Origin of the sequence: Bacillus luti, assembly GCF_001884105.1 — a bacterium.
Taxonomy (GTDB): domain Bacteria; phylum Bacillota; class Bacilli; order Bacillales; family Bacillaceae_G; genus Bacillus_A; species Bacillus_A luti.
Window position 1 is genome coordinate 1 of record NZ_MACI01000024.1, and the last position, 18,113, is coordinate 18,113.

The 18,113-nt window shown below is 36.2% G+C and carries 17 protein-coding genes; 5 read left to right on the forward strand and 12 right to left on the reverse strand.

Translation table 11 applies throughout. The features are described from left to right. Nucleotides 1-355: 355 nt before the first annotated feature. The gene (locus BAQ48_RS06345) at nt 356-712 is read left to right on the forward strand and encodes a YgzB family protein (protein WP_000025054.1); all 357 of its coding nucleotides are present in this window, start codon (nt 356-358) and stop codon (nt 710-712) included. A 104-nt stretch (nt 713-816) separates the two neighbouring features. Here BAQ48_RS06345 and BAQ48_RS06350 read toward each other — a convergent pair whose 3' ends face one another. From BAQ48_RS06350 to BAQ48_RS06380, 7 genes are all read right to left on the reverse strand, one after another. Further along, nucleotides 817-1,242: a GNAT family N-acetyltransferase gene (locus BAQ48_RS06350; protein ID WP_071710436.1), complete on the reverse strand. Its 426-nt coding sequence runs from the start codon at nt 1,240-1,242 to the stop codon at nt 817-819. Nucleotides 1,243-1,409: 167 nt separating this feature from the next. Further along, the gene (perR, locus tag BAQ48_RS06355; RefSeq protein ID WP_000237832.1) at nt 1,410-1,838 is read right to left on the reverse strand and encodes a peroxide-responsive transcriptional repressor PerR; all 429 of its coding nucleotides are present in this window, start codon (nt 1,836-1,838) and stop codon (nt 1,410-1,412) included. Between the two features lie 298 nt (nt 1,839-2,136). Continuing rightward, nucleotides 2,137-2,592 (reverse strand): thioredoxin-dependent thiol peroxidase, encoded by a 456-nt coding sequence (gene bcp, locus BAQ48_RS06360; RefSeq protein ID WP_071710492.1) that lies wholly within the window; start codon nt 2,590-2,592, stop codon nt 2,137-2,139. A 43-nt stretch (nt 2,593-2,635) separates the two neighbouring features. Further along, nucleotides 2,636-3,040: a potassium channel family protein gene (locus BAQ48_RS06365; protein ID WP_000964349.1), complete on the reverse strand. Its 405-nt coding sequence runs from the start codon at nt 3,038-3,040 to the stop codon at nt 2,636-2,638. Between the two features lie 72 nt (nt 3,041-3,112). Next, on the reverse strand, nt 3,113-3,898 hold the full coding sequence (locus tag BAQ48_RS06370) for an ABC transporter permease (RefSeq protein WP_000965747.1): 786 nt from the start codon (nt 3,896-3,898) through the stop codon (nt 3,113-3,115). Nucleotides 3,899-3,902: 4 nt separating this feature from the next. Further along, a complete protein-coding gene (locus BAQ48_RS06375; protein WP_000521520.1) occupies nt 3,903-4,694 on the reverse strand; it encodes an ABC transporter permease in 792 nt (263 codons plus the stop codon). After that, the gene (locus BAQ48_RS06380) at nt 4,687-5,700 is read right to left on the reverse strand and encodes an ABC transporter ATP-binding protein (RefSeq protein ID WP_000843651.1); all 1,014 of its coding nucleotides are present in this window, start codon (nt 5,698-5,700) and stop codon (nt 4,687-4,689) included. Before BAQ48_RS06380 ends, BAQ48_RS06375 begins: the two co-directional genes overlap by 8 nt. A 121-nt stretch (nt 5,701-5,821) precedes the next feature. Here BAQ48_RS06380 and hemL point away from each other — a divergent pair, with 121 nt between their 5' ends. The 3 genes from hemL to BAQ48_RS06395 all read left to right on the forward strand — a co-directional run bounded on the left by hemL (nt 5,822) and on the right by BAQ48_RS06395 (nt 13,109). Further along, a complete protein-coding gene (gene hemL / locus BAQ48_RS06385; RefSeq protein ID WP_002017418.1) occupies nt 5,822-7,126 on the forward strand; it encodes a glutamate-1-semialdehyde-2,1-aminomutase in 1,305 nt (434 codons plus the stop codon). 199 nt (nt 7,127-7,325) lie between these two features. Continuing rightward, on the forward strand, nt 7,326-11,762 hold the full coding sequence (locus BAQ48_RS06390) for a glutamate synthase-related protein (protein ID WP_071710437.1): 4,437 nt from the start codon (nt 7,326-7,328) through the stop codon (nt 11,760-11,762). Between the two features lie 258 nt (nt 11,763-12,020). Beyond that, the gene (locus tag BAQ48_RS06395) at nt 12,021-13,109 is read left to right on the forward strand and encodes an aromatic acid exporter family protein (RefSeq protein WP_000765781.1); all 1,089 of its coding nucleotides are present in this window, start codon (nt 12,021-12,023) and stop codon (nt 13,107-13,109) included. A gap of 13 nt (nt 13,110-13,122) precedes the next feature. Here BAQ48_RS06395 and BAQ48_RS06400 read toward each other — a convergent pair whose 3' ends face one another. From BAQ48_RS06400 to BAQ48_RS06415, 4 genes are all read right to left on the reverse strand, one after another. Beyond that, nucleotides 13,123-14,883 (reverse strand): ABC transporter ATP-binding protein, encoded by a 1,761-nt coding sequence (locus BAQ48_RS06400; protein ID WP_071710438.1) that lies wholly within the window; start codon nt 14,881-14,883, stop codon nt 13,123-13,125. A gap of 54 nt (nt 14,884-14,937) precedes the next feature. Continuing rightward, nucleotides 14,938-15,468 carry a nucleoside tri-diphosphate phosphatase gene (gene ntdP / locus BAQ48_RS06405; RefSeq protein ID WP_000506628.1) on the reverse strand — a complete coding sequence of 177 codons (531 nt, stop codon included), beginning with the start codon at nt 15,466-15,468 and terminating at the stop codon, nt 14,938-14,940. 317 nt (nt 15,469-15,785) lie between these two features. Next, a complete protein-coding gene (locus BAQ48_RS06410) occupies nt 15,786-16,046 on the reverse strand; it encodes a YgaB family protein (protein ID WP_071710439.1) in 261 nt (86 codons plus the stop codon). A gap of 169 nt (nt 16,047-16,215) precedes the next feature. Continuing rightward, nucleotides 16,216-16,497 (reverse strand): gamma-type small acid-soluble spore protein, encoded by a 282-nt coding sequence (locus BAQ48_RS06415; RefSeq protein WP_071710440.1) that lies wholly within the window; start codon nt 16,495-16,497, stop codon nt 16,216-16,218. A 125-nt stretch (nt 16,498-16,622) separates the two neighbouring features. Between BAQ48_RS06415 and BAQ48_RS27870 the strand changes: the two genes are divergently transcribed. Next, the gene (locus tag BAQ48_RS27870; protein WP_165613785.1) at nt 16,623-16,799 is read left to right on the forward strand and encodes a hypothetical protein; all 177 of its coding nucleotides are present in this window, start codon (nt 16,623-16,625) and stop codon (nt 16,797-16,799) included. Between the two features lie 153 nt (nt 16,800-16,952). On the opposite strand, the gene mutY is transcribed toward BAQ48_RS27870, so the two are convergent. Continuing rightward, complete coding sequence (gene mutY / locus BAQ48_RS06420; RefSeq protein WP_071710441.1) at nt 16,953-18,050, reverse strand: A/G-specific adenine glycosylase; 1,098 nt, start codon at nt 18,048-18,050, stop codon at nt 16,953-16,955. Between the last annotated feature and the right edge of the window lie 63 nt (nt 18,051-18,113).

Genomic DNA, 18,113 nt, shown 5'->3' on the forward strand with positions numbered 1-18,113 from the left:
GTTTGTTTCGTTCAGTTTTCAAAGAACTACTTGGTCGCTCATTTGCGACTTCCTTATGTTAACATCTTCGTTTTTCGATGTCAACTAAGTTTTTCAATTTCTTTTTTGTCGTTTTCTGCGTTTCCGCATCAGCGACGGTTATTAATATATCATGCCGTACATACAGGGTCAATACTTTTCATAAAAAAATTTCACATCCCGTTAAACCCTTAAAACATATTTTAAAAATCATTCTATCTTCCATTCATTTCTTTATCGACTTCCCTCTTATTCATATCTTATCTCTTTATCACACATACACATAAGTGAAAATTCTAAATTTTATGTTATATTATTGTTATAGGAGTTGGTGAGAATGAGCATTAAGTATTCAAACAAAATCAATAAAATCCGGACCTTTGCATTAAGTTTAGTATTTATCGGCCTCTTCATTGCATACTTAGGAGTCTTTTTCCGCGACAACATCATTATTATGACAACATTTATGATGGTTGGCTTTTTAGCTGTTATCGCTAGTACTGTCGTTTACTTTTGGATTGGTATGTTATCTACGAAGACTGTACAAATTATTTGTCCAAGCTGCGATAAACCAACAAAAATGCTCGGTCGTGTCGACGCATGTATGCACTGCAATCAACCTTTAACAATGGATCGAAACCTAGAAGGAAAAGAATTTGATGAGAAGTATAATAAGAAAAGCTATAAATCATAGGTATATAGAAGTATAGTGAAGGGCGTGAATTTAAGTCATTAAACAAGGCGATTTCTTAACTAAGAAATCGCCTTGTTTTGATTACTGTCTTCTCCCCAAATTCATTATGCCTGTTTTTTCGATATTACAGTAAACATCCCTGTCATGTTGGGCGAGTAATCTTTAAAATCATATTTTTCGTAGAATGACGTTTTGCCTTGCGATGCAAACAAACCAATAAATGCTTTATCAGGGGCATTCCAATTTAAGTATTCAACTAAAGCATTCATTATTTTCTTCCCAATACCATTCCTTTGATAATCTGGGTGCACTACTATATCTTGAATATAGAAATAGATAGCCCCATCACCAACAATTCTCCCCATACCGATAATTCGATTATTATCATTGACCGTGATGCAGTAAATAGAATTTTGGAGCGATGTTTCCACCACTTCAAAATTCATATAATTAGTCCACCCTACAGAGTCACATAAATATTTGTATTCTTCCAATGTTGGAATGTTATTTTTAATATCATATTCCTTCACAATGTATCCTCCAGATTTCATTTTCACCAATCTAAAGTAATTTCGATACATTTTTATATAATCCTCTTACTAACTTAACGCTGCAAACCCATATTAGCCTGACGCTACTCTTATATAATAAAGAAAGAGGTCGACGTAAAGCCGTCAGCCTCTTTCTTTATTATATATTACGCCTTATGACACTCTGGACAAACGCCATAAATTTCTAAGCGATGACTATTAATAACGAAGCCTGTCGTTTTCTCAGCTTCTTTTTCAAGCTGTTCCAAGCCCCCATAAGGAAAATCAACAATCTTACCACACTTTTCGCAAATCACATGATAATGTTGACTTGTAACATAATCAAATCTACTTGAAGCGTCTCCATAAGTTAATTCCTTTACAAGCCCAACTTCTTTAAACACACGTAGGTTATTATAGACAGTTGCAACACTCATATTTGGAAACTTACCTTCTAATGCTTTATAAATGTCATCCGCTGTTGGGTGCGTCATAGATTCCACAAGGTACTCTAAAATAGCATGACGCTGTGGAGTAATGCGTACACCCGTATTTTTCAGCATTTCTAGCGCTTCTTTTAATTCTTCTTTGACCACCGTCATGCACCCCGATTCTATACGGATTATTATTTTATAATTCTTATAAAGAGTGTACTCCTTTTCTTATAAATCGTCAATATTTCTACTATAAGTATGTGGTTTATTTTTGTATATAGCCTTATCCTTATATATCTTTCCCTATTTCTTATACATTTTGCATAGAAAAAAGTGCGACATAATCGCACTTGGAATACTATCATCTGAGGAGGTATGCCCTACACTTCACTTTATGTCAGACGGTAAAATATGTATAGACACTTGCCTTACTTCTATATATTTTATCCCCACTACACATTTACTTTATATAAGAAAGAACGTCCTCAATATGTCCTTTTACTTTCACTTTACGCCAATCTTTTACAAGCTCACCATCTTTATTAATAAGGAATGTAGAACGTTCAATTCCCATATATTCTTTCCCAAAGTTCTTTTTCAATTTCCAAACATCATACAATTCTGCTACTTTATGATCTTCATCTACTAAAAGTACAAATGGAAGTTCATGCTTCTCAATGAATTTCAGATGTCTATTCGCTGAATCCGGACTTACTCCAAGAATAACCGTATCCTTTTCTTGAAAGACTCCATACGCATCGCGAAAATCACACGCTTCAGTTGTACACCCTGGAGTCATATCTTTCGGATAAAAGTAAAGAACTACATTTTTCCCACGAAAATCAGCTAAACGAACTTGTTCTCCGTTACTTCCCTCTAGTGTAAATTCCGGTGCCATTTCTCCTACTGTAATCATTGTCATCACTCCTTCTTTTTCTTTAACTATAACAAATGCGGCCTTATTTTTCATTGTCTATTACTGACCTCATCACAAAAGCAAACGGCAGTGTATATCCAATTAGTGCTTCTCCGATCGCAATCCATCTTCCTATTCCAATCGGAGCTATATCACCATATCCAACGGACAATAAAGTGACTGCACTAAAATACAAACAAATTTCAACGAGCTGAAAAGAATGAGCAGTCACTCTTTCTCCATCTTCTTTCAAAACTGTAAAACCCATTTCCTCCAATACAACATAACTTAACCCAAACGCAATTAGTACTGTTGTATAAATCAAAAATAACGAGGCTAAATTATACAGCGAAAAGAAACGCGTTGAATCCGAATATGAACTCCATAATAATTGGACACTTCTTAAAATAGCTATTGCTGCAATTAATAGAATAAATCCCCATAACATGTCCTCCACCTCATTTTATATGTATGAGATAGGCGACTGATTTATCCCATAGAAACAAACAAGCTTCTATAATTAATTTCCTGCACCGCGGTACCTTTTTACCCCTTGATTCCAGAGAGTAATCGCAACAGTAAAACAAATAATACCAACAATCGGTGTTGCAAATGCATAACTATTCCACTCTGTTTTTCTTAAAAAGTATGCTGCTGGATATACTCCAACAAAGGCAAACGGTAAGACAAACGTTAAAATGAAGCGAATCACACGATTATAAATATTAACCGGATAACGACCATAATTCCCTATGTTATACATAAGCGGCATAATAGAACTTTTTGCATCCGACCAAAAACCAAGGCTCGCAAGTGTAACAAATATCCCGCCGTATACAAGCGCTCCTCCACCTACCATCAGTAAGAATAAGAAGAAATCATACCAGTAAAAAGATAATTGTAACTCTACTGCTGCATATGACATTACAATAATTCCTGTAACGGCTCCAATTAAAGATTCAAGTTCCATTCTTTCTAATATAATTTGAAATAAGCTATGAATTGGTCTCGTTAATACACGATCCATCTCCCCTTTAATAATGTAACGATCATTAAAGTCCCATATATTAAAGAAGGCTGAAAAAATGGCAAACGGTACTAAAAAGAAACCATAGATAAAAATTACTTCTTCTCGGCTCCATCCCTTTAATGCTTGTGTATGACCAAACACAACGAGAATAAAGATTAAATTAACCGCTTGGAGTGATAAATCAGAAAGTAATCCAACGATAAAATCGCCCCGATATTCCAGTTTCGTTTTTATATATTGACTTGCATATTGTAAAAATAATTTTATATATAGCATCCCATCATCCCCCCTGTACAATTAGACGTTTTCGCGCCGTTCTCCACATGAGTACAATTGGAATAATAAGTACGATTGCCCAAACTACTTGAAATACTAACGCCTCATACAACTTACTTCCCTGTATACCTTCTGAAAAAATCATACTCGGAATATAACTAATGGCCTGAAACGGTAAAAACATCATTGCTTTTTGGGCCCATAACGGATAAAAACTAATTGGCAATAATAGACCTGAAAACAAGTCAATCACAACGCGTTTTGCATACATGATTCCGCTATTATTAAATAGGAAGAACGTAAGCATTCCCGTCATTAAATTAATTTGTGTATTAATAATAAAACTAAATATTAAAGATAAGAAGAAATATAACCACGTTTGAAAATTCGTTGTAATTTGCAGTGAAAATAATAACGTAACGATAACCATGCCCGGGATGGAAAAGAATGCAAAACGGAATATCCCCTCACCAAGACCTTGCATAACTTTCATACCTAAATAGTTGTAAGGACGAATTAATTCTACAGCCACACGGCCTTCTTGAATTTCCATCGCAATTTCTCTATCTATATTATTAAAATAAAACGCACGTGCCATCCACGCGATTGCAATATACGTAGTCATTTGTGAAATAGATAAACTTTCAATATTCTCTTTTCCGCTATAAATTGCTTGCCACAAAAAATAATATGCGCCGATATTAATTGTATAAATTAAAATCCCACTATAATAGTTTGTGCGATACGCAAGCATCATTAAAAAGCGAATTCGAATCATTTCAATATACTTACCCATGCCTAATACCTTCTTCATAAATGTTACGAATAATTTCCTCTGTAGATACTTCATTAATTTTTAAATCTTTAATTTGAAAGGCTTGTACTACTTTAGAAATGAGCATTGAAATAATCACTTCTTCATTTGGTATTTTTGCAACCCACGCATTTTCTTCTTTCGCTTTTGACCAAACGACATGGTTATCAGGCATAACCATCGATAATTCCTGATATGAAACTGGGGCAACAAATTGAAAATGTATTTCTTTCTCTGCTCCCCACTGTGTGCGAAGATTATTTAAAGAACCGTCATACATAATGTTCCCTTCATCAAGCATGATAACGCGCTCACATAAAGCTTCAATATCCGTAATATCATGAGTTGTTAATAAAATTGTTGTTTTATAACGCTCATTCATCTCTTTTAAAAATTCACGTATTTTCAATTTCACAAGAACATCTAGTCCAATTGTTGGTTCATCTAAAAATAATAACGGTGGATTATGAATTAATGCTGCGGCTAATTCACAACGCATTCTTTGGCCTAAAGATAACTTTCGAACTGGCTTATCTAATAAAGGACCAATATCTAACGTTTCAATCACGTGCTCCATATGTTCTTTATACTGAGCATCTGATACACCGTACACTTTTTTGAGTAAACGAAACGATTCTTGTACCGCAATATCCCACCACAGCTGTGAGCGTTGACCGAAAACAACACCAATTGTTCTTACAAATTCCTCTCTTTGTTTATGTGGATTCATTCCATTTACTATGATCTGTCCTGATGTTGGAGTTAAAATCCCCGTAAGCATTTTAATTGTCGTTGATTTACCAGCACCATTCTCACCGATATAACCAACCATTTCACCTTGCTTTACAGTAAAAGACACATCATTTACTGCTGGTACTATTTTATAATTACGATTTAATAAATCGCGAAATGCACCCTTTAAACCCGGACGACTTGAATAGGCTGTAAACTCTTTACGTAACCCTTGTACCTCAATTACCGATTTCATAATCGGACCCCCTTCCTAAATGTCACAACGAATAGTTTACCCAACTGCCTTCTCTATCACAAACAATACGTCTTTTCGAAAAACATGTTAGAATAATACATAGATTTTTGTAAGGAGATGAATGGTAGTGAAATTCACAAAATCAGAAGCATTACATAAAGAAGCTTTAGAACATATCGTTGGCGGCGTTAATAGTCCTTCTCGTTCTTTTAAAGCAGTTGGCGGCGGCGCTCCTGTTGCTATGGAACGTGGAAAAGGTGCTTATTTCTGGGATGTAGACGGAAATAAATATATCGATTATTTAGCAGCATACGGTCCTATTATTACGGGACATGCTCACCCGCACATCACAAAAGCAATTACAACAGCTGCTGAAAATGGTGTACTTTACGGAACACCAACGGCACTAGAAGTAAAATTTGCAAAAATGTTAAAAGAAGCAATGCCCGCTTTAGATAAAGTACGCTTTGTGAACTCTGGGACTGAAGCAGTAATGACAACAATTCGTGTCGCTCGTGCTTACACAGGCCGCACAAAAATTATGAAATTCGCTGGTTGTTACCACGGACATTCTGATTTAGTACTTGTAGCAGCTGGATCTGGCCCTTCTACTCTAGGGACTCCTGACTCAGCTGGCGTACCACAAAGTATCGCTCAAGAAGTTATTACGGTTCCATTTAATAATGTAGAAACTTTAAAAGAAGCATTAGATAAATGGGGACATGAAGTAGCAGCTATCCTTGTAGAACCGATTGTTGGAAACTTCGGTATTGTAGAGCCAAAACCTGGCTTCCTTGAAAAAGTGAATGAACTTGTTCACGAAGCTGGTGCACTAGTAATTTATGATGAAGTTATTACTGCTTTCCGCTTTATGTACGGCGGTGCTCAAGACTTACTTGGCGTAACACCAGACTTAACAGCGCTTGGTAAAGTTATTGGCGGCGGACTTCCAATCGGTGCTTACGGTGGGAAGAAAGAAATTATGGAACAGGTTGCTCCGCTTGGACCTGCATACCAAGCTGGTACAATGGCAGGAAACCCTGCTTCTATGGCATCGGGTATCGCTTGTCTAGAAGTTCTTCAGCAAGAAGGCCTATACGAAAAATTAGATGAACTTGGCGCAATGCTTGAAAAAGGAATTTTAGAGCAAGCGACTAAACATAATATCGATATTACATTAAACCGTCTAAAAGGTGCTTTAACTGTATACTTCACAACAAATACAATCGAAGATTACGATGCAGCACAAGATACAGATGGTGAAATGTTCGGTAGATTCTTCAAGCTTATGCTTCAAGAAGGCATTAACTTAGCCCCTTCTAAATATGAAGCATGGTTCTTAACGACAGAACATACAAAAGAAGATATTGAATATACAATTGAAGCTGTTGGTAGAGCATTTGCTGCATTAGCAAACAATAAATAATCCCATTATTAAAAGGAAAAAAGAAAGCACATCTTTCTTTTTTCCTTTTTTCTATTTCATAAATTCCTCATTAATAGTATAATTATTCATAATTATCTGTTTTATTTTTATTTCACATCCTTACTATCCGTGTATACAAGGCTACTCACGCCTTAAATAGTAAGATTATTCAAACTTTAACAAGAGGGGGGATTGACGGATGCTCAATAAAAAAAATACATGGACACCGTCTTTATTTCGAGATTATAGAAATGCAGAACATGATGCGTGTGGAATCGTTTCCGTTATGGAGAAACGAAAAATTCCTACAAAAGAAAACATTGATCTTTGCATACAATCACTCGTCAAAATGAATCATAGAGCTGGTTTCATTAATGGCGAAGGCGATGGCATCGGCATTCACATTGATGTACCAAAAGCTCTTTGGAATGAAAAACTAAAAAGTAGCGGATATAATCCAACGATTGTGGATCATCCCCACTTTATCGTTGGACATTTTTTTCTAAACAAAAACGCAAATATAGTTAATTTAAAAAACCATATTCGTACACAACTAAATAACGAAAGCTTTGCAATCCTTTTCGAAAGTGACGATGTAATAAACTCCGATGCACTCGGGCCACTTGGTAAACAAGAAGAACCACTATTTTGGCAAGTTGCCCTTATCGCCGAACATGAAGTTGCAAATATTGAGCAAACATTATTTGCTGTCACAATAAAAATAGAGGAAAACGAAGCAATTCATGTCGCTTCATTAAGCCGTGATCATGTTGTATATAAAGTTCTAGGTGCTGGCGATACACTTGTTGCCTATTACAATGATTTACAACATCCACTTATCGCTTCGACTATGACACTAGGACATAACCGCTATTCTACTAATACATTATCTAATTTTTTTCGTGTACAACCATTTAGTATTCTCGGACATAATGGTGAAATTAACACCATTGCCAAATTACGCGATCAAGCTGAAATGATTGATGTACCACTTACTGCTGGGGGCAGTGACTCCCAAGATTTAAACCGCACCTTAGAAACTCTACTTGTTCAATACGACTACAGTTTATTTGAAGCAATGGAAATACTATTCCCACCAATTATTAATGAAATTAAACTTTATGAAACACATTTACAAGATTTATATACGTATATACGTGAAGCATGGGGACATTTTGCACAAGGGCCAGCTGGAATCATTTCCCGTTTTAAAGATGAAGCTGTTTTCAGCGTTGATTCCCTTGGCCTACGACCAGTATGGAAAGTTGAGACAGAGAGCTCTTATATTTTCTCTTCTGAACCTGGAGTTGTATCACCAACTGAATATGTAGCAGAACCAAAACCACTCGCTCCTGGGGAAAAAGTCGGATTAAAATGGAATGAACAAGATGAACTTGTTCTTTATGAATATGACAAATACCAAACCCAAGTATATAACCGTTTTAAAAAGCGAGTTGATACTACTGATTACCATTTAAACTTATCTATCCCTGAAACGAAAAAAATCCAAGGATTATGTGATTCTGTTCAAGTTGAAACGAAACAATACGTTGCTTTTGGATGGGATCGAGAACATATTCAGCTCCTTGAACAGATGGCAACAAAAGGCGTTGAGCCAATTCGCTCACTAGGACACGATTCACCACTTGCCGCGCTTGATACCGATAGACGAAATATTGCTGACTTTATTAAAGAAAGTGTAGCTGTCGTTACAAATCCAGCAATTGACCGTGACCGTGAAATTGAACACTTCTCTACACGTACTGTACTTGGAGAACGCCCAAGTTTATTAAGCGGTGCGAAGCAACCATTTGTAGTTGAGATGCTTTCACCAATTATTTTAGAAGGAAACGTAGCACAATCTATTGCAGAAGAATTACACACAATTACGTACGAACAACTTACAGAGCTATTCATGACTCATAGCTCTATCGCCACAATCTCTGCTACATTCAGCTCACCAGAAACTTTGCAATGCGCATTAAACCGCATTAGTTCTGAAGCAATAGCTGCCGTTAACAATGGCGCTTCTCTACTAGTATTAGATGACGCGAAAGCCCATCTAAATGAACGATTGTGGATTGATCCACATTTAGTTACCGCTAAGGTACACCAAGCATTAAGTGAAAATAAATTGCGCCGCAACTGCTCTCTCGTTATACGTTCTGGTGCCCTTCGCTCCTTACATGACATCGTCACGCTATATGGGTTAGGAGCAGACAGTATTAATCCATATTTATTGTTTGCGACCGTAAATGACGGAACAAAAACACCAATTACGAATTTGTATACGGCCCTTAATAAAGGATTAGAGAAAGTCATTTCAACAATCGGAATTCATGAGTTACGTGGTTACGGACGTCTCTATTCATCTATCGGGTTACATGAGGAAATCGCAAATATACTACAAATTACAAATTTCTTCGGTTCAAATGATTTAGCTTTTTCACTTGAATCACTTGCTGAAGATGCAAAAATGCGCGCGGATGATTATAACAATCCTAAAATTAGAATGCGAAAGTCATTTCACATATTCCCGCGGATTTGGAAAGCCATTGGCGATGTTGCAAAGGGAAATCCTTATGATGATTACCGCGAAAAGTTAAGTGAATTAGAAAACAATAATCCAATCGCAATCAGACACCTTGTTCAAACGAAACAAGCAAAACATATCGTTCCAACTGAAGACGTATCCATTAGTATCCGGAATCACGATCTACCATTTATTATTAGTTCCATGTCATTTGGTTCTCAAAATGAAATTGCCTTTCGTGCGTATGCAGAAGCTGCCGATCAACTAAATATGATTAGTTTGAACGGTGAAGGCGGCGAAATTAAAGATATGATTGGTAAATACCCACATACACGCGGACAACAAGTTGCCTCTGGTCGATTTGGAGTAAACGCTGAATTACTAAATTCATCAAATTTAATTGAAATAAAAATTGGTCAAGGAGCAAAGCCTGGTGAAGGTGGACATTTGCCTGGTTCAAAAGTAACAGCCAAAATCGCCGAAGCACGTAACGCTACAATTGGATCAGATTTAATTTCACCTTCTAACAACCATGATATTTATTCAATTGAAGACTTAGCTCAAATGATTACCGAAATTAAAACGGCTAATCAACTTGCAAAAGTAGCTGTAAAAGTCCCTGTCGTTCCTAACATTGGAACAATTGCTGTCGGCATCGCAAAAGCTGGTGCTGATTTTATTAACATTAGCGGGTTTGATGGCGGAACAGGTGCTGCGCGTATTCACGCATTGCAACATGTAGGTCTTCCAGTAGAAATCGGTGTAAAAGCTGCTCACAATGCTCTACTAGAAGCAGGGATGAGAGATCAAGTAGAAATTTGGGCCGATGGTGGTATTCGAAGTGTAAATGATGCCTTAAAAATTATGCTCCTTGGAGCAAACCGTATTGGATTTGGCACATTATCAATGATTGCAATTGGCTGTACAACTTGCCGCGGGTGTCATTTAGATACTTGCCATGTTGGAATCGCAACACAAATTGAATCTGAAGCGCAAGCAAAAGAACACGGGCTACGCCGCTTCGTCCCACGGGAATTAGAAAGTGCAGTTGCTGGTTTATTACATTTATTCACCACTTTTGGCTTAGAACTAAAACGGTTAACAGGGCAGCTTGGTTATACAAATTTACAAGAAATCGTCGGGTGTTCTAATTTACTAGAGCAAGTTCGAGGCGAAAATTTATTGAACTTATGTAATTTACTGCAAACGATAGAATATCCATCTGTTACAAAAATAGCAGCCATACAGGAAAAACAACTTGAAACAGTCCACTCCCCACACTCAAAAGAATTAGTAGGCGTTGGCGTAGAGCAACGTGTTATGGGTGGTTTAGAATCTTGTTATCGCGTTCGCAGTAAACTATATGAAGACACCAAGCTTGAACCACTTACATTAAAATATACAAACGGCTCTATTCCAGGAAATGGATTAGGCGCTTACAATAGCGAAAATTTATTTATACACGTAAATGGTGGTGCGCAAGATGGCATTGGCAAAACTTCCTTTGGCGGTGGTATTTATATAACGAAAGCAAAAGGAAAAGACGGCTTATATTATAACGGTTCTGTCGGAAAAGGCTTTGGATATGGCGCACAAAAAGGTGCACTATACGTACAAGGTAACGCCGACGCTCGCGCTGGTATTCGCCTTTCTGGAGCAGATATGATAATTGGAGGTAGAATAACAAAACCACTACGTAAAAAAGAGCAAGGAAATATAGCTGCATACTCCAATATTAAAGGTTTCGCCTTTGAATATATGACAAATGGGCGAGCGCTTGTTTTAGGGGACCCCGGTCCATGGATTTGTGCTGGTATGACTGGCGGTGTTGTTTATTTACGTCATGATTCAAACTTAGGTTTAACAGAACAGGCCTTAAAAAGAAGAATCGCAAAAGGGGCAAATGTTACATTACAACCAATTAGTAAAAACGGTTTGCAAGATGTAACCGAATTATTGCTAGACTATATTCGTGTACTAAACGAGCATGAGCAATACGAAGAAGTTGCTTTGTTAACACCATTATTAGATGATATACAGAATCAGTTTTTTGAAATTATCCCGAAAAAAGAGCAGGCTGATCCATCTATCTCAACAGAGTGATATGCCTCATTTTCATTTTTAAGAAAAAATTGACGAAGTACACTTCTCATAGTAATCTATAGTAACAATTTGAAACCTGCTGAAATTCAGCAGGTTTTTTTACTAAAAATTGATGTTTAAAAAGAATTAGGAAAAAGTATAAATGAATCTTAATTTCTTATTAACGTCACTAAAATATCACTTGCTAACATATTGTAATGAATGTATAGTATCATGTTGTACATTCATTATGACAAGAGAAAGGATCTTATTTAGGGTATGAAACTTGGTGCTCGCATTTTAAAAACGGGTATTGCCATCACATTAGCTTTATTTGCTTGTATTTTACTTCACTTACCAAGTCCGGTATTCGCGGGAATCTCAGCCATCTTCGCTGTTCAGCCGTCTGTATATCGTTCGTATTTAACAGCTCTTGAACAAATTCAAGCAAACGTCATTGGTGCGGTATTCGCTATCGTATTTGCTACTGCTTTTGGACATAATCCTTTTATTATTGGATTAACATGTATATTAGTAATTGCTCTTACATTACAATTACGATTAGAAAACACAATATCAATCGCTTTAGTAACAGTTATCGCCATTATGGAGTATCAAGGCGAAGATTTCTTTAGTTTTGCCTTACTTCGCTTTGCGACGATTATGATCGGAATTATTGCGGCTTCACTTGTAAATTTAGTATTTATGCCGCCAAAGTACGAAACAAAACTTTATCATCGTATCGTTGATAATACAGAAGAAATTGTGAAATGGATTCGAATGAATAGCAGGCAAGCTTCTGACTTTACAACGTTAAAAACTGATATTGATCGTATGAAAGAAAAAATGATCAAACTAAATCATTATTACTTACTGTATAAAGAAGAAAGAAGCTACACGAAAAAAGTAAAGTTCGCAAAGATTCGTAAGCTCGTTTTATTCAGACAAATGTTAGCGACAACAAGTCGTGCTTTAAGTACGTTAAAGTCATTACATCGTACTGAAAATGAACTGCGCTATATGCCAGAAGAATTTCAAGAATCCATCCAAAACGAACTTGATTCATTAACGCATTATCATGAACAAGTTTTATTAAAATTTATTGGTAAAGCAAAGAAACAACAATCCGTTGAAATGCTAGATGAAGTTGAAACGGGTAAACAAGAATTAATTGATATCTTTATGGATTATCAAAACAAGGATGATGAAGAAGCATATAAAACATGGCTACATCTCTTCCCTCTTATTTCTTCAATTATTAACTATAGTGAAGAAGTAGAGCATTTAGATTTATTAGTGGATAGCTTCTACACATACCATAAACCAGAAACAGAACTCCAAATTGACGATAAAAAAGAAGACGAATAAAAAACAGCTCCTTTTAGGCTAAAGGAGCTGTTTCTGTTATATGTTGAAGTTGATATAAATTGTAATAAAATCCTCTTTTTTTCATTAACTCTTCATGAGAACCTGTTTCTTTAATCTCACCGTCTTCGATGTAAATAATCGTATCCACATGCGTAATCGTCGCCAATCGATGTGCGATTATAATCGTCGTCCGATCAGCCGCTAACGTCTGAAGCGCCTGTTGAATATATCGTTCATTTTCTAAATCTAAAGCGGAAGTCGCCTCATCTAATATAAGTAACGATGGATTCTTTAGAAACACTCGTGCAATTGCTACACGTTGCCTTTGTCCACCAGATAACTTCACACCACGTTCCCCAACGACCGTATTATAACCATCAGGTAACTCTATAATAAAATCATGAATTTGCGCAGCTTTGGCAGCCGCAATCACTTCTGCCTCTGTAGCTTTCGGATTTCCATATAAAATATTTGCCCCAATTGTATCGCTAAATAACAAATTATCTTGCAGTACAATTCCAATATGACTACGTAAATTTCTCATATCATACTTTCTGACATCTATCCCATCTATATAAACTGCACCTGAAGAAACATCATAGAAACGCGGGATTAAACTAGCAAGAGATGACTTCCCTCCCCCACTTGCTCCTACAAGTGCCACCTTCTCTCCTGGCAACATAGTTAACGAAAGGTTATGTAATACCTCTTTTTCATCCGAATTGTAACGAAAAGATACATTATCAAATATCACTTCACCATTTAATTTTTTCGTTTGTACCGCACTTGGCACATTCACAATATCGTATTTTTCATCTAACAGTTCAAACACCCGATCCATCGATGCGAAAGACTGCGTTAATGTTGTAGAAGAATTAACAAGGCGGCGAAGTGGACTATACAAACTATCCATATATCCAACAAAAGCAACCATAGTCCCTAATGTTAACTGCCCCTGAACCACTTCATATGCTGCAAAACCGATCACAAGTAATGGTCCTAAATCTGTTAACGTATTTACCGCCGAAAATGTTCTCGCCGTCCAACTCGTATGCGCTAGTGCTTTCGTCAAAAATTCATTATTCCTTTTTTCAAACTGCTTCGCCTCATACTCTTCTAAGGCAAAACTACGTGTCACTTGCATCCCTTGAATACGTTCATGTAAATATCCTTGCATCGTCGCCAATGCTTGTGAACGCTCTTTCGTCAATTTTCGAAGACGTCCAAAAAAATATTTCACTGCGACTACATAAATAGGTAAAATTAATAACGCAACAAATGTTAATTTTATATTCATAGAAAACATCACAATAATAGCGATAGCAATTGTTGCCGTATCTAACCAAACATTCATCAAACCAGTAATTACAAAATCCTTCGTTTGTTCTACATCATGAATGACACGTGAAATAATCTCTCCTGTTTTTGTATTCGAATAGTAGCGTAAACTCAATTTTTGTAAGTGACCAAAAATATGTTTCCGTAAATCGTATAGTATTGTATTCGCAATACGCTGCGCGAAATATTGACGATAATATTCAATCGGCGGTCTTAATACTGCAAAAATAAAAAAAGCAATCCCAATTGCCGTTATTAATTGGGACGTTTTATCTTGCAGCGGCCCTCCGCCTTGAATTACATCATCGATAATATACTTTAATAACCATGGCATGATAAGCGGGATACCGAACTTAACTAGACCGATAACAATCGTAACAGCAATAAGCCATCGATATGGTTTAACAAACTGTAAATATCTTTTTATTCCTTGCACATAATCCCCCCTCTAATAGGACAAACCTGCCGGGAAATTCCCTGCAGGTCTGTTTTAATTTCTGTACATTAAATATCTCTCATACCACATATCTACGAAATCCGGTGCGAATGGACCTTTTCTTTGGTGAATCCATTGCGTTAATTGTGCTACATTTCGTTTTAAAATGGTGTCAATAACAGGCGGATACTGCATAATTTGACTATGCTTTTCATACTCATCTTCATCTAAAAGCGTATATGTCATATCAGGATACACTTTAATATCTAAATCATAATCAATATACTTTAACGCTTCAGAATCATATGCAAAAGGTGAGCTTAAATTGCAATAATAATATACTCCCTCTTCCCTTAGCATCCCAATCACATTAAACCAATAATTGGCATGAAAGTAACAAATCGCAGGTTCACGAGTAATCCATGTTCGGCCATCTGATTCTGTCACTACTGTACGATCATTCGCTCCGATTACAAGACTCTGTGTCCCTTTTAAAATCGTTGTCTCTTCCCACATTCTATGAATGGAGCCGTTATGTTTATAACTATGTATTTGTACTTTTTCTCCTTCTTTGGGAAATCCCATATATGCTCCCTTCTTTCAACTGCAAATGCCCTTCTTAAGTTGCCTAGACTACCTTTTGAACTGCATCCACTTTTTTTCTATTATAACTTTTTTGTCGAAATTTTAAAACTAAAGCGACAAGGCTCTATTTTTTACAATGAATAAACCAACTTTTTTAGGAGGTGTGGGCTTCCGCCGCATTACTCATAAAGTTAAACTTTAATTAAAGAGAGATCCACCTCTATTGATGGTTGGAACTCACCAATCAAGATAATAAAAAAAGCCCTTCCTCATTTCCATATAAAGAAGGACCTTTCAGCTAAAGGTAACAGTATATCTTATCCTAAATTTGAAATCACTTTTTCAGTTTCAAAAGATTTAATCACACTATTCGTTTGTTTTTCAAATTTTTCATGTAATAGCTTCAACGCTACTTCTGTTCTATATATTTCTTGGCGAATAAAATGTAAATCTTTTTTATCGCACGTATCCTTTTCACTCATTTCGATTTGCTGGTACTTCTCTAAATGTGATTGCAATTTTAAAAGCTCATCCATCGTTTCCAACTGTTCTCCCACCAACTTATCAAAATCGTTCATTACTTACCCCCTTTTAAATTCCTATTACATATTTCTAATCGTGAACTTATTTCTCCTTTGACTACATTTGTTGACTTATTAGAAGTTATGTCGTTCACTTTCTTTTCATTACAATGATCCGCACACAAAGAAAACACTTCTCTCGAGTTAGAGAAGTGTTTTTCTTTCATTACTGATTTGAACTAGAAGATTGTGATTTTTTTGCAGCTGATTTCGCATTTTGTTTTTGCACAGAATGCACATCTGTTTCAGTTGCAAACTCAGTACCATAACTAGCATTTGCACTTTGTGCACCAGAAGCTTGTGCTTTCTTTGCTTCTGATTGTGCATTCGCTTGTTTCACTGCTTGTACATTTGTTTCAGTCGCAAATTCTGTACCGTAGTTAGCATTTGTACTTTGAATGCTTGCACCAGAAGTTGCCTTATTATAACCTTGTTGTTTTTTACTCATCTTTCTCACCTCCACAATCAATAATGTAACCAATTTACTTAAAAGCTATCCTTAATTTTCTTTTGAAAAATTTCCGCATATATCTCTTGTTACTCATTCAAACTACAGGTAATGGAGGTGGAAATATGTACACTGGACGTGATATGACTGAGCTAACGATGCTTTCAAAAAACGAATGGAGAGAAGATGAATTATTTCATTTTCATCATTCATTCCAGCAAATTATGCCTTATCTAAATGTAGAAGGACAAACAATTTATAAAGAGATTGTAAAAGAAATTGAATCTCGGGGTGGATTATAAAGTTGAGGATTTTGCAATGTAGCGTGAATCTCTTTAAACTCAAAGCACAAAATTATTTTCAATAAAAAACGTGTTCTAAAATTCTAGAACACGTTTTTATCATTTCCCCCGCTATTCACTGGGCAGTAAGACCCCACTGATTAAAGTTTCACTTTATTGCATTGTAATTTTCTCAACGCAATTCTCATAAATCGTGCGATGCGATTTCGAGAAAGGTAACTGTTCAAACGCTTCTTTCGATACAAATTTCAATGTATCTGTTTCAACAATATCCCCCGTTACTTTTCCGTAAAATACGAATATATCCCAAGTACGATGTGTAAACGTATGTTGTACATTCATTGCATACTCATCTATAGAAATTGAGAGCTCAAATTGTTCTTTCATATAATCTATAAGCTGTTCCTTCTGATTCCGAATCCCTTCAACAAGTTCAATATTCGGAAATTCCCACATATTAGCTAATAATCCGGTACTCGGACGCTTATTAATGACGTAACGACCATCTTCAGTTTGAAGTACCCCTGCAACGAGCGGTACCATTGTAGGAGCTTTCGCTTTACTTTTTACTGGTAATTCTTTTTGAACCCCTTCAGCATATCCTCTGCAATGCTCACGTACAGGACAAAGTAAGCAAGATGGATTTTTCGGAATACAAATCAATGCACCTAACTCCATCAATCCTTGATTAAAATAAGATGGATTTTCTACCGAAATAATTTCACGTACAATTTCTTCAAACACTTTCCTAGTCTTTGGCTTTGCAATGTCATCCCACACAGATAAAATACGGGATAACACACGCATAACATTCCCGTCAACTGCGGGCTCTGGTATACCGTATGCAATACTTAAAATAGCACCTTTTGTATACGGTCCTACTCCTTTTAACTTTTCAATTTTCTTTACATCGCTCGGTACTATCCCGCCGTATACTTCTTTTACCTCTTTTACGGCCGCATGTAAATTCCGTGCTCGAGAATAATACCCTAAACCTTCCCATGCTTTTAATACTTCTTCATCACCAGCATTTGCTAAAGCTTCTAGGGTAGGAAACTTCCCCATAAAATTCGCGTAATATGGTTTTACAGCTTCTACCCTTGTTTGCTGTAACATAATTTCCGAAACCCAAACGCGGTATGGATCTTTATTTTTTCGCCACGGTAAGTCGCGTTGCTCTTCTTCAAACCAACCAATTAAATCATTTTGAAACTGCTCTATGTTAAACTTATTTAATATTTCAAGTGTCAAACTTGATCCCCCTCATTTTTTTGCATATAAGTACTATTATAAAGATTTTAGGAAAAAATTTAA

Bases quoted from the DNA above. Each gene is read 5' to 3' on its own strand.
- BAQ48_RS06345 (WP_000025054.1), top strand. From the start codon at position 356: ATGAGCATTAAGTATTCAAACAAAATCAATAAAATCCGGACCTTTGCA.
- bcp (WP_071710492.1), bottom strand. From the start codon at position 2,592: ATGATTACAGTAGGAGAAATGGCACCGGAATTTACACTAGAGGGAAGT.
- BAQ48_RS06365 (WP_000964349.1), bottom strand. From the start codon at position 3,040: ATGTTATGGGGATTTATTCTATTAATTGCAGCAATAGCTATTTTAAGA.
- BAQ48_RS06370 (WP_000965747.1), bottom strand. From the start codon at position 3,898: ATGCTATATATAAAATTATTTTTACAATATGCAAGTCAATATATAAAA.
- BAQ48_RS06375 (WP_000521520.1), bottom strand. From the start codon at position 4,694: ATGGGTAAGTATATTGAAATGATTCGAATTCGCTTTTTAATGATGCTT.
- BAQ48_RS06380 (WP_000843651.1), bottom strand. From the start codon at position 5,700: ATGAAATCGGTAATTGAGGTACAAGGGTTACGTAAAGAGTTTACAGCC.
- hemL (WP_002017418.1), top strand. From the start codon at position 5,822: ATGGTAGTGAAATTCACAAAATCAGAAGCATTACATAAAGAAGCTTTA.
- BAQ48_RS06390 (WP_071710437.1), top strand. From the start codon at position 7,326: ATGCTCAATAAAAAAAATACATGGACACCGTCTTTATTTCGAGATTAT.
- BAQ48_RS06395 (WP_000765781.1), top strand. From the start codon at position 12,021: ATGAAACTTGGTGCTCGCATTTTAAAAACGGGTATTGCCATCACATTA.
- ntdP (WP_000506628.1), bottom strand. From the start codon at position 15,468: ATGGGATTTCCCAAAGAAGGAGAAAAAGTACAAATACATAGTTATAAA.
- BAQ48_RS06410 (WP_071710439.1), bottom strand. From the start codon at position 16,046: ATGAACGATTTTGATAAGTTGGTGGGAGAACAGTTGGAAACGATGGAT.
- BAQ48_RS06415 (WP_071710440.1), bottom strand. From the start codon at position 16,497: ATGAGTAAAAAACAACAAGGTTATAATAAGGCAACTTCTGGTGCAAGC.
- BAQ48_RS27870 (WP_165613785.1), top strand. From the start codon at position 16,623: ATGTACACTGGACGTGATATGACTGAGCTAACGATGCTTTCAAAAAAC.